The 15647-nt window shown below is 60.9% G+C and carries 15 protein-coding genes; 3 read left to right on the top strand and 12 right to left on the bottom strand.

Going from position 1 to position 15647, the window contains the following annotated elements; translation table 11 throughout:
- Positions 1-68: 68 nt before the first annotated feature.
- The 10 genes from murB to BLT55_RS03860 form a co-directional block, all read right to left on the bottom strand.
- Positions 69-1088, bottom strand: a complete 1020-nt coding sequence (gene murB, locus BLT55_RS03905; RefSeq protein ID WP_055001160.1) for a UDP-N-acetylmuramate dehydrogenase — start codon at positions 1086-1088, stop codon at positions 69-71.
- Positions 1089-1122: 34 nt separating this feature from the next.
- Positions 1123-1887, bottom strand: a complete 765-nt coding sequence (kdsB, locus tag BLT55_RS03900; protein ID WP_055001161.1) for a 3-deoxy-manno-octulosonate cytidylyltransferase — start codon at positions 1885-1887, stop codon at positions 1123-1125.
- Positions 1884-2069 carry a Trm112 family protein gene (locus BLT55_RS03895; protein WP_007253405.1) on the bottom strand — a complete coding sequence of 62 codons (186 nt, stop codon included), beginning with the start codon at positions 2067-2069 and terminating at the stop codon, positions 1884-1886. Before BLT55_RS03895 ends, kdsB begins: the two co-directional genes overlap by 4 nt.
- A 17-nt stretch (positions 2070-2086) precedes the next feature.
- Positions 2087-3082 carry a tetraacyldisaccharide 4'-kinase gene (gene lpxK, locus BLT55_RS03890; RefSeq protein WP_055001162.1) on the bottom strand — a complete coding sequence of 332 codons (996 nt, stop codon included), beginning with the start codon at positions 3080-3082 and terminating at the stop codon, positions 2087-2089.
- A complete protein-coding gene (locus tag BLT55_RS03885) occupies positions 3082-3513 on the bottom strand; it encodes an ExbD/TolR family protein (protein WP_007253407.1) in 432 nt (143 codons plus the stop codon). The genes lpxK and BLT55_RS03885 overlap by 1 nt, the downstream gene beginning before the upstream one ends.
- Complete coding sequence (locus tag BLT55_RS03880; protein ID WP_074800049.1) at positions 3510-4226, bottom strand: MotA/TolQ/ExbB proton channel family protein; 717 nt, start codon at positions 4224-4226, stop codon at positions 3510-3512. Before BLT55_RS03880 ends, BLT55_RS03885 begins: the two co-directional genes overlap by 4 nt.
- A gap of 42 nt (positions 4227-4268) precedes the next feature.
- Positions 4269-6485: a DNA internalization-related competence protein ComEC/Rec2 gene (locus tag BLT55_RS03875; RefSeq protein ID WP_055001164.1), complete on the bottom strand. Its 2217-nt coding sequence runs from the start codon at positions 6483-6485 to the stop codon at positions 4269-4271.
- A gap of 136 nt (positions 6486-6621) precedes the next feature.
- Complete coding sequence (locus tag BLT55_RS03870) at positions 6622-7410, bottom strand: ABC transporter permease (protein WP_007253443.1); 789 nt, start codon at positions 7408-7410, stop codon at positions 6622-6624.
- Positions 7407-8339, bottom strand: a complete 933-nt coding sequence (locus BLT55_RS03865; protein WP_007253442.1) for an ABC transporter ATP-binding protein — start codon at positions 8337-8339, stop codon at positions 7407-7409. The genes BLT55_RS03870 and BLT55_RS03865 overlap by 4 nt, the downstream gene beginning before the upstream one ends.
- Before the next feature lie 164 nt (positions 8340-8503).
- Positions 8504-9127: a glutathione S-transferase gene (locus BLT55_RS03860; RefSeq protein WP_055001165.1), complete on the bottom strand. Its 624-nt coding sequence runs from the start codon at positions 9125-9127 to the stop codon at positions 8504-8506.
- Between the two features lie 240 nt (positions 9128-9367).
- On the opposite strand from BLT55_RS03860, the gene BLT55_RS03855 reads away from it, so the two are divergent.
- From BLT55_RS03855 to BLT55_RS03845, 3 genes are all read left to right on the top strand, one after another.
- Complete coding sequence (locus tag BLT55_RS03855) at positions 9368-11815, top strand: acyl-CoA dehydrogenase (protein ID WP_055001166.1); 2448 nt, start codon at positions 9368-9370, stop codon at positions 11813-11815.
- A 76-nt stretch (positions 11816-11891) separates the two neighbouring features.
- Positions 11892-12302: a PA2817 family protein gene (locus tag BLT55_RS03850; protein ID WP_007253439.1), complete on the top strand. Its 411-nt coding sequence runs from the start codon at positions 11892-11894 to the stop codon at positions 12300-12302.
- A 167-nt stretch (positions 12303-12469) separates the two neighbouring features.
- Entirely contained in the window at positions 12470-13324 is an 855-nt protein-coding gene (locus BLT55_RS03845) for a pirin family protein (RefSeq protein ID WP_055001167.1), read from the top strand.
- A 110-nt stretch (positions 13325-13434) separates the two neighbouring features.
- Here the strand turns inward: BLT55_RS03845 and BLT55_RS03840 are convergent, their stop codons facing one another.
- Both BLT55_RS03840 and BLT55_RS03835 read right to left on the bottom strand, forming a co-directional pair.
- Positions 13435-14598, bottom strand: coding sequence for a patatin-like phospholipase family protein (locus BLT55_RS03840; RefSeq protein WP_055001168.1), 1164 nt, complete (start codon positions 14596-14598; stop codon positions 13435-13437).
- 32 nt (positions 14599-14630) lie between these two features.
- The gene (locus tag BLT55_RS03835) at positions 14631-15563 is read right to left on the bottom strand and encodes a lipid A biosynthesis lauroyl acyltransferase (RefSeq protein WP_055001169.1); all 933 of its coding nucleotides are present in this window, start codon (positions 15561-15563) and stop codon (positions 14631-14633) included.
- Positions 15564-15647: the final 84 nt, after the last annotated feature.

Raw genomic sequence — 15647 nt, 5'->3', positions numbered from 1 at the left:
ATACAGGTCGCTCGTTCGCAACAGACTTGTAATTCCGGCGCTCGATTTGGAGTACGCAAAGCCGTATCTCAGTAGAGGTTAGGCTCCATCTCCAGCGTCACGCCAAAACGTTCGGCGATGTCGGTCTGTATGCGGCGGGCCAGTTCCAGGAGTTGCAGGCCGGTCGCCTGGCCGTAATTGACCAGCACCAGCGATTGAAGCGTGTGCACACCTGCGTCGCCGTCACGGTAGCCTTTCCAGCCAGCCTGTTCGATCAGCCAGCCTGCCGCCAGCTTCACCCGGCCATCGGGCTGCGGATAGCCGACTATACCGGGATGTTCATGCTTGATCGTCAAGTACAGATCAGCAGAAACCACCGGGTTCTTGAAGAAACTGCCCGCATTGCCCAGTACCGCCGGGTCCGGCAGTTTTTCGCTGCGGATGGCACAGATTGCGCGACTGACATCGAACGGAGTCGGCTTATCGATATCCAGCTCATTCAGACGCTGACGAACCGGACCGTACTCAAGGTGCAAATTGGCTTCACGGGTCAGCCTGAAGCGCACACGCAGAATCAACCAGCGCGTCACCTGATGCTTGAATACGCTGTCGCGATAGCCAAACGCGCAGTCCTCCAGGGAAAACTCACGCAGTTCGCCCGTCTCGCGGTCCAGTGCCGTCAGACTGTGGAAAACATCCTTGATCTCGACCCCGTACGCGCCGATGTTCTGCATGGGCGCCGCGCCGACAGTGCCCGGGATCAGGCTGAGGTTTTCCAGCCCCGCCAATCCCAGCTCCAGACAGGACTGAACGAACGGATGCCAAGGCTCACCGGCCTCGGCTTCGACGATCGACTCCATGCAGTCTTCACGCACGATACGAATGCCGCGACTGGCCATGCGCAGCACAAGCGCCTGCACATCTGCGCTCAGTAACAGATTGCTGCCGCCGCCAATCACTAGCAGCGGCAGATCATGCCCGGCGCAATACGCCAGCGCCTCGCGGACGTCTTGATCGCTGTGCGCTTCGGTGAACAGACGCGCCTGCACATCGACGCCGAAGGTATTGAACGGTTTCAGGGAAACCGCAGGGCGGATCTGCAAGGTCATGCCCTCACCTGCCCGCTCACCTGAATAAACTGCATCAAACCTCCAGCAGGCGTCTTACACGCTCAAGGTCTTCAGGCGTGTCGACGCCGCCCGGCGGGGCTTCCAGTGCATCGGCAACGTGTATCCGTACACCGTTCCACAGCGCGCGCAATTGTTCGAGGCTCTCGGTGTTTTCCAGCCAGCACGGCCCCCAACTGACGAAGTCATGCAGAAAACCTGCGCGGTAGGCATAGATCCCGATATGACGACGATACGGCACACCGGCCGGCAGCTCGTCCTTGCTCCTGGCCAGCGCATCACGCGCCCACGGCAGCGGCGCACGGCTGAACGTCAGCGCCAGCCGGTTGATGTCCGTCGAGACCTTGACGACATTCGGATTGAACAGCGCCGCCACGTCATCGATAGGCTCGGCAAGTGTCGAAATACCAGCCTCGGGATGAGCGGCAAGGTTGGACGCCACCTGGTCGATGACCGCAGGCGGAATCATCGGCTCATCGCCCTGAACGTTGACCACGATCGCGTCAGCCGCCAGCCCCAATTGGGTGGCCACCTCGGCCAGACGGTCGGTGCCGGAATTATGGTCATCGCGGGTCAGCAGCACTTCGGCACCAAACGCCTGGCAGGCCTCGACAATGCGCGCATCGTCGGTGGCGATCACCACGCGCTCGGCGCTGCTCTTGCGCGCTTGCTCCCAGACCAGCTGGACCATGGGCTTGCCCGCGATGAGTTTCAGCGGCTTGCCCGGAAAGCGGCTGGAGCCATAGCGCGCCGGGATGATAACGGTAAAGGCTGCTGTCATTTTTCCAGGCGCTCGTCGGTGGTCAGGGTACGGGCTTCGGTTTCCAGCATGACCGGAATGCCATCGCGAACCGGGTAGGCCAGGCCCGCGCCTTTGCTGATCAGCTCGGTTTTGTCGGCGCTGAGCTTCAATGGTCCCTTGCAGACGGGGCAAGCGAGGATGTCGAGTAGTTTGGTGTCCATAGGAGATCCTGAAGCAATCATGGAGAAAGACGTAGCAGTTGCTCGTCGAACCATCTGACGAAGGCATCGGACGGTACTGCATCCACCGCTAGATACCACCAGTCATCGGCTGCGAACGCCCGACATTTCACCGCATCCTTCTCGGTCATGACCAAGGGTAGCGACGGGGTGAAGGTCAGCGCCTGAGCACTGTAGACCGCATGGTCGGCGAACGCGTGAGCCACCGGCCGCCAGTGTAGTCCTTCGAGGGTATTGAAGAAACGTTGCGGGTTGCCGATTCCGGCGACCGCGTGAAGCGCCTGCCCGGCCGGGAAGAAATCCACCGGTTGGCGTTCACCGCTGCGCAGGTTGATCAGCGCAGCGGGTTTGAGCGTAAACCCATAGCCATCGTCGCGGTCAGACGTCGCCCCGTTGTACAGCAGGGCATCGACACTGCCCAGCCGCTCGACCGGCTCGCGCAACGGGCCGGCGGGCAGGCAGCGGCGATTGCCCAGACCGCGAGCGGCATCGATCAGCACCAGTTCCAGGTCACGGGCCAGGCGGTAATGCTGCAGGCCATCGTCGGAAAGAATCAGGTCCAGCGGCTCGGCCGCGAGCAAGGCCTGAACGGCGCGACTGCGATCCGGATCGATCACCAGCGGCACACTGCTGCGCTGCACGATGAGCAGCGGCTCGTCACCCGCCTCGCTGGCGTTTTGCCCGGGCAGCACGCGCCACGGCAGACTCCGCGGTCTGGCACCATAACCACGACTGACGACGCCCACCCGCAGGCCGCGTTGACGGCAGTGTTCGATCATCCAGAGAATCAGCGGCGTCTTGCCGGTACCACCGATGGTGATGTTACCGACCACGATCACCGGCACCGGAGCGCGATAGATATCCCCCTCACCGGCGAGAAAGCGCGCACGCTTGCCGTCGACCACCCGCCGGTAGAGGCTTTCCAGCGGGCGCAAAAGCGTCAGCGCGGGATGGCCCTTGTACCAGGCGGCGAGCAAACGATCGGTAAGTGCCATCAGTTAGCCGATGTGGCCTCGACAGTGGTCATGCGCAAATGACTGAAACCCAGTTTGCCTGCTGCGTCCATGGCGGTAATGACCGACTGGTGCGGCGTCTTGCCATCGGCACTGATCGACAGCGGCAAACTGGTATCGCCCGCCGACTCGCGCTGCAAGGCCTCGATCAGCGTCGCCAGATCGTTTTTCGGCAACAGCTGATTGTTCAGGGAAAAGATCCCGTCGGCGTTGATGGCGATGTCCAGATGTTTTGCCGCAGCGTCCACCTCCGGCGTGCCGGTTACCGCCTGCGGCAGGTCCACGCGCAATTGGGTTTCACGGGTAAAGGTGGTGGTCACGATGAAGAACAGCAGCAGGATGAACACCACGTCAATCAGGGAAACCAGATTGATGTCGATGTTTTCGCGGGGTCTGCGGCGGCGAAATTTCACTTCTTCTTGCTCCCGCCCGCTTTGGCGAGCGACTTGAGATCAACCTTGGCGTCGATCAGATCGACATCACGGTCGCCCTGCACCACTTCAACCAGACGAATCGCCTGCTGCTCCATGCCAACCACCAGCTCGTCGACACGGCTTTGCAGAAAGCGATGAAAGAAGATCGCCGGGATCGCGACGATCAGGCCCGATGCGGTACAGATCAGCGCCTTGGAAATGCCGCTTGCCAGCACGCCGGCATTGGCGGTCGCGCCGGAACTGTTGAACGAGCCGAAAATCTCGATCATGCCCAGCACTGTACCGAGCAGGCCGAGCAGTGGCGCCATGGCAGCAATCGAGCCCAGCGCGCTCAGGTAGCGCTCCAGGTCATGAATGACACGGGCGGCGGCTTCTTCGATGCACTCTTTCATGATCTCGCGACCATGCCTGGAGTTCGCCAGACCTGCGGCGAGGATTTCACCCAAGGGTGAATCGGCGCGCAGTTGCTTGAGCTTTTCGCTGTCGAGCCTGTTTTCCTGAATCCACTGCCAGGCCTGTCCCAACAGATGCGGCGGGGCAATCCGGCTGGCCCGCAGCGTCCATAAACGCTCGATGATGATGCCGGCAGCGGCAATGGAACTCAAAATGATTGGCAGCATCATCCAGCCGCCAGACTTGACCAGTTCCCACACAGTGATCACTCCATCGAAAAATTGGCGCCACTCTACCATAGGGCCACCGGATGCCGAGCGCCGAGATCGATATCCGCGCACTCAATCACGCCAGAAACGCCGCTGCGCACGCTCTGCACGGGGCGGACCGAATGTACGCAGTTGCAGACTGATGGCACCCAGTTCAGCGCTGTCGTAACTCGCGATGCCCAGCCATCGGTAACGCGCCATGACCCGCGGATGCGGATGCCCGAACGCATTGTTGCGCCCTCGGGAGATCAACACGCCGACGGGCGCGACAGCCTGAAGAAAGGGTTTCGATGAAGATGACCGACTGCCATGGTGCGGGGACTGCAACCAGTGAGCGCGCAGATCGAAGCCACTGTCCATGGCCGCACGCTCGGCATGAACATCGATGTCGCCCGCCAGCAGCAGGCGCTCGCCACCCGCGTCGACGCTCAGGATGCAGGAGGCCGCATTACCGTCGGGAGCCTGTTCCCAGCGCCAGGTGCTGAAAACCACGCCATCCCATTCCCAGCGCTCGCCGCTTTCGCACAGCGCCGCGTTGAGTTGCGGGGCGAGCCTGGCCCGCTCACCGCCCAGCACCCGCGTCACCGGGAAGGCCTGATGAACCGCCAGGGCACCACCGGCGTGATCCGCATCGGCATGGCTGATCAGCATCAGATCAAGGCGACGGACACCGGCTTTGCGGATGGCAGGCACGACCACACGCTGACCGATATCGAACTCGCCGAAGCGCGGCCCGGCGTCATACAACAGGGTGTGATTGCGCGTACGCAACAGAATCGCCAGCCCCTGCCCCACGTCCAGTTGCAGGACTTCAACCTGCCCGTCTGGCACTTCCTCAAGCGGCGGGAACACGCACAACAGCAGCAGCGGCCAACCCAGCGGACGCATCGGCACGCCTCTGGGCAGCAATAACAACAAGGCCCCAAAAAAACTCAACCCCCAGGCCCAACCCGGCACGGCACTGGGCAACCAGGCAGGCAGCACTGCGGCGACCCGGTCGAGAAACATGAACAGCCATTCCAGCGCACCTCCGGCCAGCCATAACAGCCCTTCACCCAAAAGCGGGACCGGCAACAGCAGCGTCCCGAGCAATGCGGGCGGCAGAACGATCACGCTGACCCATGGCACAGCGACAAGGTTGGCAAACGGACCGCTGAGGCTGATCGGCAGGTTCAGCGCCAGCAGAATCGGCAGCAGCCCGATAGCGATCAACCATTGCGCACGCGTCCAGCTCTGCCACCAGCGCCAGGCTCCCAGCCGGCCGCTGAAAATAAGCAGCAGAATGCCGACTGCCGCGAATGACAACCAGAAGCCCGGTTGCAACGTGACCAGCGGCTCGAAGATCAGCACCGTGTTAAATGACAGCAGCAACGGCCAGACCACGCCCAGATGCCGAAAACGCAGACGCCAGAGCAGCACCATGGCGACCATCACACAGGCGCGCCGCACTGGCACTTCGAAACCGGCCAGCAGCCCGTAACCCAACGCCGCGCCAAACGCCAGGACGCAAGCACTGGGTAGCCAGGGAAACGCTCGCAGCCAAACTCCCCAACGCGCCAGGCCGGCAACCAGCGCATAGACCACCCCGGCGAGCAAGCCAATGTGCTGACCGGAAATCACCAGCAGATGCACCGTGCCGGTGTCTTGCAGCACCTGCCAGTCGGTGCGCGACAAACCCGAGCCATCGCCCAGCACTAACGCGGCCAGCCCGCCTTCCCGGCCCTGCGCATCGACCGCCAGCAACCGCTGTCGAATGCCGTCGCGCCACGCCCCACGCGCCGGGGCCAGCAGCTGGCCGTCTGCCACAGTGCCGGTCGCACCGATACGCTGCGCCAGCAACCAGGCCTGATAATCGAAGGCATCCGGATTGACCAGCCCGCCAGGACGCTTGAGTTTGACCGCCAGACGCCAGCGCTCGCCACTGCGTATCTCGGGACCGCCGTACCAGGCCACACGCATCAGCGCAGGTAACGTCGCTCGCCGTGAGCGGGCGTCCTCCAGCTCGAAACGCACCACGCCCTCGGCGACACTCGGCAGCCCGACCACCTTGCCTTGCACCCACAACGTCTGCCCATCCAGCCGCTGCGACAGACGATCATTCAATGCCCACTGCGCCGAAACGCACGCCCACGTGAAACCGAGCAGAAACAGCGCCACTGGATAGGTACGAAACGGCAGCAGCATCAATGCCACCACCGGCATCAGCAGCAACAGCAAGGTCGGCGGCAAGGCAGGCAGAAAACGCAAGGCCACCAGCCCCAGCGCGAGCGCGATCATCCCTGTGCGCATGATGGATCCTTGAGGCGGAAAGCGTTAAGGATTAGCGCAGTATCGAAACGTCAGTAGGGATGGAGTGTTGCAGCATTTGAAAGGAAGAGGAGCGACACCTGCCGACCCGCCGTCATGGCGGGTCGAGGCCGATGTGTTACTGACGCATACCACGCCCGCTCACCAGCAGCCGTGCACAACCGACATACAGTACGAGGGTCGCGACGATCATGAATGCCAGGGCGATGCTGATCTTGATGTCGGAGACGCCCAGAATGCCGTAGCGGAAGGCGTTGACCATGTGCAGGACCGGGTTGGCCAGCGAGACGGTCTGCCAGAACGGTGGCAGCAGGTTGATCGAGTAGAACACGCCGCCCAGGTAGGTCAGCGGGGTCAGAACGAAGGTCGGGATGATCGAGATGTCGTCGAAGTTGCGTGCGAACACGGCGTTGATGAAGCCCAGCAGCGAGAAGATCGTCGCCGTCAGCACGACCACGATGATGGTTACGCCGAGGTGATGCACTTGCAGGTCGGTGAAGAACATCGACAACAGGGTGACAATGAAGCCCACCATCAGGCCGCGCAGCACGCCGCCCAGGACATAACCGACCAGGATGGTGTGCGGCGAAACCGGCGAGACCATCAGTTCTTCGATGGAGTGCTGAAACTTGGCGCCGAAAAAGCTGGAGACCACGTTGCCGTAGGAGTTGGTGATCACCGACATCATGATCAGGCCGGGCACGATGTACTGCATGTAAGTGAAGCCGCCCATGTCACCGATCTGGCGGCCGATCAGGTTACCGAAGATCACGAAGTACAGGACCATGGTGATCGCTGGCGGCAGCAGGGTCTGCGGCCAGATCCGCATGAAACGGTGGATTTCGCGATAGACGATGGTTTTCAGGGCCACCAGGTTGGGACGCAGTTCGCCGTTTTGTACAGTCATAGCGCCACCTTCGCCAGGTTCTTTTCAACCAGAGACACAAACAGCTCCTCGAGACGATTGGATTTATTGCGCAGGCTCAGCACTTCGATGTTCTGGAACGCCAACTGGCTGAACAACGCGGTGATGCCGACATGCTTGTCGACCTGGACCTCCAACGTGTGGCTGTCCAGCAGGCGGCAGGGAAAGCCGGGCAACTGCGGAGCGCTCTGCCAGGATTCCTTGAGGTCCAGCACGAACGTCTCGACGGTCAGAGTGGCGAGCAATTGCTTCATCCCGGTGTTTTGCACAATCACCCCGTGGTCGATGATGCCGATGTTACGGCACAGCTGCTCGGCCTCTTCCAGGTAGTGGGTGGTCAGGATGATGGTGATGCCCTGCTTGTTCAGTTCGGTGAGGAAGGTCCACATCGAGCGGCGCAGTTCGATGTCAACGCCCGCAGTGGGCTCATCGAGGATCAGCAGGCGCGGCTCGTGAATCAGCGCGCGGGCGATCATCAGGCGCCGCTTCATGCCGCCGGACAGCGAACGCGAAGGCACGTCGCGCTTGTCCCACAGGCCCAGCTGGGTCAGATATTGCTCGGCGCGCTCCTTGGCGATCTTCGCCGGAATGCCGTAGTAGCCGGCCTGAGTCACGACGATGTCGAAGGTCTTCTCGAACTGGTTGAAGTTGAACTCTTGCGGCACCACGCCAATGGAACGTTTGAGCGCAGCAGGCTCGCGATCCAGATCGTGGCCGAAGATGTTCACCGTTCCGCTGGTCTTGTTGACCAGCGTCGAGATGACACCGATGGTGGTGGATTTGCCGGCGCCATTAGGGCCAAGCAACGCGAAAAAATCACCTTCAGCCACGTCCAGGTCGATGCCACTCAAGGCCTGGAAACCGTTGCCGTAGGTTTTGGTGAGCTGCCGAATGGACAGAGCAGAAGACATATCGGAAGAAATACCCATCAGGAAAAAGGAAATGAATCTGACTGGAAACAGCCATCGTCCGTAACGACCCAGCCCGGCAATGGTGCTCGGCCGGGCGGTTCAAGTACAGACACATCTGTTAATAGTACATATCAAGCGCCGGACATGACGCCAGCCGAGCACCATCAGGTCAACGGGCTCATCACCGCCTTGCGATATGCCGGGCGGGTCTTGAGACGTTCATACCAGGCTTGGAGGTGAGGCAGCGGCGGGCGTTCAATCGGCATTTCGAACCAGCCGTAGGCAAAGCAGCCCAAGGGAATGTCCCCCATGCCGAATGCCTCACCGGACAGATACGGTTGACGGGAAAGTGCTTCATCGGCGACCAGCAGCAACCCGTGCAGCGTCTGAATGCCTTGCTCGATGGCTGCCCGGTCCTGTTTGTCGGCCGGCGTTCGCACCACGCCCCAGAAGAGCGGGCTGAACGGGGCGGCAATGGTCGATGTGGTCCAGTCCATCCACTTGTCAGCCAGGGCACGCGCCTGCAGATCCGCCGGATAAAGGTCGGAATTCGGGGCATGGCGTGCTGCCAGATAACGCACGATGGCATTGGACTCCCAGAGCACAAAGTCGCCGTCTTCGATCATCGGAATACGGCCGTTGGGGTTTTTAGCCCTGTACTGCGCTTCGTTGACCAGCCCGAATGCGCCACCGGCATCCTGCGTTTCGTACCGAACCCCGACTTCCTCGGCAATCCAGAGTGCCTTGCGCACGTTGCTGGAATTTTTCCGTCCCCAGATTTTGAGCATTGCGTTCCCCTCGCATAGCACTGAACAATGAATGCCACTGACATGGATGCCACTGAATGCATCGCACTGAACGATAGTGTGCTGATCAGTAATGTCCTGAAACCAACCACACGCCAGTCTACCCTTATCCTGCGGCAACTTCCTCGTCAAGCGAGGGTCACTATCGTTGTCGCCCCACCACTGCCTGGCGACCAGTTTCCTGATAGCTGCCGAGACGGCTGTCATCATGGAGGAATACCTATGCTGTTGTTGTGGATTGTAGTGCTGGTCGTCGGCATTGCCTGGCTGGCTCATCGACGTACCGACCCGCTTCCGGCGCTTGGCGTGGTGGCTGTCTATTTGCTGGCGATGGGCATGTTCAGCCACGCGCCGGGATGGTTGCTGACAGTGTTCTGGTTGCTGTGGCTGGCGGTATTCATACCGTTGATACTGCCTGATCTGCGCCGCAAGCATTTCACTGCACCGATGTTCAACTGGTTCCAGAAAGTGTTACCGCCCATGTCGGAAACCGAGCGCGACGCGATCGACGCCGGGACGGTCTGGTGGGACGGCGAACTGTTCAGCGGTCGTCCGGATTGGGACAAGTTGCTGGCTTATCCAAAGGTCCAACTGACTGAGGAAGAACAGGCCTTTATTGACGGCCCGACCGAAGAGCTCTGCGCGATGGTCAGCGACTGGGAGATCGGTCAGGCGATGGACCTGCCGCCCGAAGCCTGGGCGCACATGAAAACGCACGGCTTTTTCGCCCTGATCATCCCCAAAGAGTTCGGCGGCAAAGGCTTTTCGGCCTACGCGCATTCTCAGGTGGCGATGAAACTGGCGACCCGCAGCGGCGACCTGGCGTCCACCGTGATGGTCCCCAACTCCCTAGGCCCTGCGGAGTTGCTGCTGCATTACGGTACCGACGAACAACGCAATCACTACTTGCCGCGTCTGGCGCGTGGCGATGATATTCCGTGCTTCGCCCTGACCGGCCCGCTCGCCGGTTCCGATGCCGGTGCGATGCCTGACACCGGGATCATCTGCAAAGGCCAGTGGCAAGGCGAAGAAGTCATCGGCCTGCGCCTGACCTGGGAAAAACGCTACATCACCCTCGGCCCGGTGGCGACCCTGCTCGGTCTGGCGTTCAAGGCTTACGACCCTGAGCACTTGCTGGGCGAGGAAGAAGACCTGGGCATCAGCCTGGCGCTGATCCCGACTGACACGCCGGGCGTCGAAATCGGTCGTCGTCACCTGCCGCTGGGCGCTGCGTTCATGAACGGCCCCAACTCGGGCAAAGACGTGTTCGTGCCGCTGAGCTACCTGATCGGTGGTCAGCCAATGCTGGGCAAAGGCTGGATGATGCTGATGAACTGCCTGTCGGTGGGTCGCTCGATCTCGTTGCCTGCCGTGGGTACCGGCGCGGCCAAGTACACCAGCCTGGTCACCGGCCAGTACGCCAAAGTACGCGAGCAATTCAATGTACCGCTGTCGGCCTTTGAAGGGATTCAGGAAGCGCTGGCGCGCATCGGCGGCAACGCCTGGCTGATGGACAGTGCGCGCATGCTGACCGCCAATGCAGTCGATCTGGGCGAAAAGCCATCGGTACTGTCAGCGATCCTCAAGTACCACCTGACCGAGCGTGGCCGCGAGTGCATTGGCCACGCGATGGACGTGCATGGCGGCAAGGGCATCATCATGGGCCCGAACAACTACCTGGGCCGCAACTGGCAAGGCGCGCCGATCTTCATCACCGTTGAAGGCGCTAATATTCTTTCGCGCAACCTGATGATCTTCGGTCAGGGCGCCATTCGCTGCCATCCGTTCGTACTCAAGGAGATGGCGCTGGCCGGGCGTGAAGACAAACAACAGGCGCTGGCCGAGTTCGACACCCTGCTGCTCAAGCACATTGGCTTTGCAGTCAGCAATGCGGCCAGCACGCTGATTCTCAATCTGGGCTTCGGCCACTTCGAACGCGCGCCGGGCAACAGCCTAAGCCAGGGTTATTTCCGCGCGCTCAACCGTCAGGCGGCTGCATTCGCGATGCTGGCGGACCTGAGCATGATGCTGCTGGGCGGCGAACTGAAGCGCCGCGAACGTCTGTCGGCACGTCTCGGCGATGTGCTCAGCCACATGTATCTGGCCTCGGCAGCCCTCAAACGTTATCACGATCTCGGCTCGCCGGATCACATGAGCCCGCTGTTTCGCTGGGCCATGGAAGAAAGCCTCGGCCATTCGGAACGCGCGATGGATGAGATTCTCAGCAACTTCCCCAACCGGATTCTCGGCGGGTTGCTGCGCGCCGTGGTATTTCCGTTCGGCCGCCGCCACAAAGGGCCGTCGGACAAGCTGGACGCCGAAGTTGCCCAGGTGCTGGGCCGCAGCAAGGGTGATCCAACGCTGGAAGAGTTGCTGGCTGGCTGCTATCGCCCGCAATCGGCAGAAGATCCGGTTGGCGCCCTGCAGCATGCCGTCGACCTGCTGAGCACTGCGTACCCGCTGCACAAGAAACTGCAAGTAGCGCTCAAGAGTGGCCAAGTCAAACCCGAAGCAGGCGAACACGCCATCGACGCGGCATTGCGCCTCGGCGTGTTGCAGGCCGATGAAGTTCAGACCCTGCGGGCCGCCGAGGCAGCGCGGCGTGTGGTGATCGATGTGGATGATTTCGACAAGGAAGAACTGACCCTGACCGCGGGCAAAATCCGCTAACCATCAGGTCAACCACCACAGCAGGCGCGCAGGGCTTTATACTCTCGCGCCTGTTTTTGCATTTGAGGAATACCCGATGGCCGACGCCACTCTCGACTACCAACTAGGGCTGCTGGCTCATCTGCGCAGCATTCTGGTCGCGCTGGGCGAGGCCGAGCAGGTTCCGGAAGAAAGTCATGCGCTGTTCATGGAGCGCTTCGACGATCTGGTCGAACAACTGCCGCTGGACCCGATTGAAAGCCAGTATCTGGGGCAGGACATTCTGTGTCAGGTGATTCAGCGTTACCCGCAGATCGCCCATCTGGTGCCTCGCGACCTGCTGTGGTTTTTTGCCGGTGACTGCCTGCACTTCATGCCGGATGACGAAATCGAGTTGTATCAGGCACTCGAAGAGCGCCGTTACGAAGCAGAGCAGAACGACGAGCCATTTGACTGGAATCAGGAAAAACAGCTACTGGCGATGTCTGCGCAAGGCAGCACCCACTGACTTGCCGAGGCTGCTTTGGCAGCCTTTGTTCTCCCCCGCCATTACCGCTCAGCTCAGTTGACCTATCGATAAATACGATTATTTCGTTCCGGGATTTGAATCTGTTTATCGATAACGCGAGCATACCATGACACTCACTGTCACCTGATCAGGAGTGCTCTGTTTTCATGACTCAATTTCGTAAAGTGCTGTCCATCCACGCGGGCCAACCTGCCTCGGACGGCGCAGGTGTGCGTCTGACACGCGTGTTTGGCGGCAAGGGCGTCGAGCAATTCGACCCTTTCCTGATGCTCGACGAGTTTGGCTCGGACCAGCCCGATGACTATATCGCAGGCTTCCCGCCCCATCCGCACCGTGGCTTCGAGACCGTGACTTATATGCTCGAAGGACGCATGCGGCATGAAGACCACATGGGCAATGTCGGCCTGTTGCAAAGTGGCGGCGTGCAGTGGATGACTGCCGCGCGCGGAATCATCCACAGCGAAATGCCTGAGCAGGAAGAAGGCACCATGCGCGGCTTTCAGCTGTGGCTGAACCTGCCGGGCAAGAACAAGCTGAACGAAGCCAGTTACCAGGATATCCAGCCGGAAAACGTACCCCGCCTGACCACCGAGTCCGGTATCGAGGTGGTGGTGATCGCGGGTCATTTCGACGACGGCGCTGTTCGCCAGGCAGGTGCGGTGCAGCGCCCGGACACCGAACCGCTTTATCTGGACTTTCACCTGCCGGCCGGCAGCCACATCAGCCCGGTCGTGCCCGCAGGCCACCGCGCGTTGCTGTATGTGTATGAGGGCAGTATCGAGGTTGCGGGCAGCAATCAACCGATTGGCATGCGCCAGATGGCGCGCTTGTCCGACGAAGGCGCATTGCAGATCGGCAGTGCCGGCGGTGCAAGGGTGCTGTTGATTGCAGGCAAGCCCTTGCGTGAACCGATCGTGCAATACGGGCCGTTTGTGATGAACACCAGGGAAGAGATCGAACAGGCGCTTCGCGACTTTCGGGAAGACCGTTTGACGGCTTGACGCGCGTCCTTTACCGACATGACCGAGAACCCGGTGTTCGATCCGGATTCTCGCTCACACCAGGGTCTGTTCCCGTTTCATCGCGAGCCGCGATGAAACGGGAACAGACCCTAGGCCAGCCTCAAGAACCGCTTCAGCTCAGCGCCCTGAGCCAGCGCATCATGGCGGCCCAGCTCGATCAACTCGCTGCAATAGCCCGACTCGAACAGCAGATAACTGAGGACACTGGCGCCGCTGCTTTTGGTTGCACCCGGGCCGCGCATGAAGGTACGCAGTGCTGGCGGCAGTTCGCGACGATGCCGGGCGGCGATTTCATCCAGTGGACGGCTTGGGGAAATCACCAGCACTTCAACCGGCTCCATGCCCGGCTGCCTGATCTGATCATCGGGCAGCAGCGCACTGGCCATGTTCAGCCGTTCCAGCAATTCGATATCGCTTTCGAGGTTGTCGATGAACGTGCTGTTGAGCATGTGACCGCTGATCTGCGCCAGCGTAGGCTGCACGCCGCTCGGCGGACGCGGTGCCGGCCTGTCGGTCTTGAGCCCGCGCGGGTTACCGCTGACGCCGACCACCAGCACGCGATTGGCCCCCAGGTGCAGCGCCGGGCTGATCGGTGCCGACTGCCGCACGGCGCCGTCGCCAAAATATTCCTGATCCAGCATCACGGGGGCGAACAGCAAGGGAATGGCCGAACTGGCGAGCAGATGATCGACGCTGAGTTGCGTCGGACGGCCAATACGTCGATGACGCAGCCAGGGTTCGATAGTGCCCCGACCTTGATAGAACGTGACTGCCTGCCCCGACTCGTAACCGAAGGCGGTCACCGCCACCGCACGCAGGTGATGAGCATCGATGGCCGCTTCGATCCCGGAAAAATCCAGACGCTCGTTGAGCAGATCGCGCAACGGTGAGCTATTGAGCAAGGCTACCGGAATATTACGCCCGAAGAACCGGCTGGCCTGATGAATCACCCCGGACCAATCGCTGCGCAACACCTGATGACTGCGAAATGACTGCCAGAACTCCGTCAACTGGTGGATGGCAATGCGAAAATGCAACGCGCCGCTGGCCAGTTTCACGGCATTGATCGCGCCTGCCGAGGTGCCGACGATGACCGGAAAGGGATTGGGCGACCCGGCAGGCAACAGGTCGGCGATACCTGCAAGAACCCCCACTTGATAAGCGGCACGTGCACCGCCACCTGACAGAATGAGCCCGGTCACGGGCTCGACTTGACTGCTCACAGCACTGCTCACAACGGCGGGTTCTGGCATCTACAACTGACCTCGGTGATCGAAGACGCTATTTATTTATGCTTGTTGTATAGCTTCGGTTCACCGGGCGGTCGACTTTTGAAACGTCGATGGGCCCAAAGATATTGTTCCGGGCATTCGGTCACGGCTTTTTCTACCCACTGGTTGATGCGCAGGCAATCGGCTTCGTCGCTTTCACCCGGAAAATCTTCCAGCGGCGGATGAATCACCAGCCGATAACCGCTGCCATCGGCCAGACGCTGCTGGGTGAAGGGCACCACTTGCGCACGACCCAGTCGGGCAAATTTGCTGGTGGCAGTGACAGTTGCTGCCTGAATACCGAACAGCGGCACGAACACGCTCTGCTTGGCGCCGTAGTCCTGATCCGGCGCATACCAGATGGCCCGCCCGGCGCGCAGCAACTTGAGCATGCCGCGCACATCGTCGCGCTCGATGGCCAGTGAGTCGAGGTTGTGACGCTCGCGCCCGCGACGCTGAATGAAGTCGAACAGCGGGCTCTTGTGCTCGCGGTACATGCCATCGATGGTGTGTCGCTGGCCCAACAGCGCCGCGCCGATCTCCAGCGTGGTGAAGTGCAACGCCATCAGAATCACGCCCTCGCCTCTCTGCTGAGCCTGTTGCAGGTGTTCAAGCCCTTCAACCTGTGCCAGCTTTGCCAGGCGTTTTCTGGACCACCACCAGCTCATGGCCATTTCAAAGAAGGCGATGCCCGTGGAGGCAAAGTTTTCTTTCAACAGGCGCTCGCGCTCGTCAGCCGACAAATGCGGGAAACACAGCTCCAGATTGCGTGAAGCGATATTTTTTCGATCAGTGGCCACGCGATACATGAGCGCGCCCAGCGCACGCCCCATGACCAGCAGGACCCGAAACGGCAACTGAACAACCAGCCATAAAAGCCCCAGCCCCAGCCACAACGGCCAGAAACGGGGATGAAGGAAACTGGCTTTAAAGCGCGGGCGATCCATTTGGGCTTCCGTCAGAACAAAGGCCGCGCATTCTACAACGGTTCGACCCGCTTGCGGCTCGCGGGCGTTCTCGCTATAAGTCTC

It is taken from the genome of Pseudomonas cannabina (genome assembly GCF_900100365.1).
Taxonomy (GTDB): Bacteria; Pseudomonadota; Gammaproteobacteria; order Pseudomonadales; family Pseudomonadaceae; genus Aquipseudomonas; species Aquipseudomonas cannabina.
The sequence above is the reverse complement of the archived record's forward strand: the minus strand, read 5'-3'. Positions and strand labels throughout refer to the sequence as shown.

Excerpts from the sequence above, each read along its gene's own strand:
- murB (WP_055001160.1), bottom strand. The coding sequence starts at position 1,088 with ATGACCTTGCAGATCCGCCCTGCGGTTTCCCTGAAACCGTTCAATACC.
- kdsB (WP_055001161.1), bottom strand. The coding sequence starts at position 1,887 with ATGACAGCAGCCTTTACCGTTATCATCCCGGCGCGCTATGGCTCCAGC.
- BLT55_RS03895 (WP_007253405.1), bottom strand. The coding sequence starts at position 2,069 with ATGGACACCAAACTACTCGACATCCTCGCTTGCCCCGTCTGCAAGGGA.
- lpxK (WP_055001162.1), bottom strand. The coding sequence starts at position 3,082 with ATGGCACTTACCGATCGTTTGCTCGCCGCCTGGTACAAGGGCCATCCC.
- BLT55_RS03880 (WP_074800049.1), bottom strand. The coding sequence starts at position 4,226 with ATGGTAGAGTGGCGCCAATTTTTCGATGGAGTGATCACTGTGTGGGAA.
- BLT55_RS03875 (WP_055001164.1), bottom strand. The coding sequence starts at position 6,485 with ATGCGCACAGGGATGATCGCGCTCGCGCTGGGGCTGGTGGCCTTGCGT.
- BLT55_RS03870 (WP_007253443.1), bottom strand. The coding sequence starts at position 7,410 with ATGACTGTACAAAACGGCGAACTGCGTCCCAACCTGGTGGCCCTGAAA.
- BLT55_RS03865 (WP_007253442.1), bottom strand. The coding sequence starts at position 8,339 with ATGTCTTCTGCTCTGTCCATTCGGCAGCTCACCAAAACCTACGGCAAC.
- BLT55_RS03860 (WP_055001165.1), bottom strand. The coding sequence starts at position 9,127 with ATGCTCAAAATCTGGGGACGGAAAAATTCCAGCAACGTGCGCAAGGCA.
- BLT55_RS03855 (WP_055001166.1), top strand. The coding sequence starts at position 9,368 with ATGCTGTTGTTGTGGATTGTAGTGCTGGTCGTCGGCATTGCCTGGCTG.
- BLT55_RS03850 (WP_007253439.1), top strand. The coding sequence starts at position 11,892 with ATGGCCGACGCCACTCTCGACTACCAACTAGGGCTGCTGGCTCATCTG.
- BLT55_RS03845 (WP_055001167.1), top strand. The coding sequence starts at position 12,470 with ATGACTCAATTTCGTAAAGTGCTGTCCATCCACGCGGGCCAACCTGCC.
- BLT55_RS03840 (WP_055001168.1), bottom strand. The coding sequence starts at position 14,598 with ATGCCAGAACCCGCCGTTGTGAGCAGTGCTGTGAGCAGTCAAGTCGAG.
- BLT55_RS03835 (WP_055001169.1), bottom strand. The coding sequence starts at position 15,563 with ATGGATCGCCCGCGCTTTAAAGCCAGTTTCCTTCATCCCCGTTTCTGG.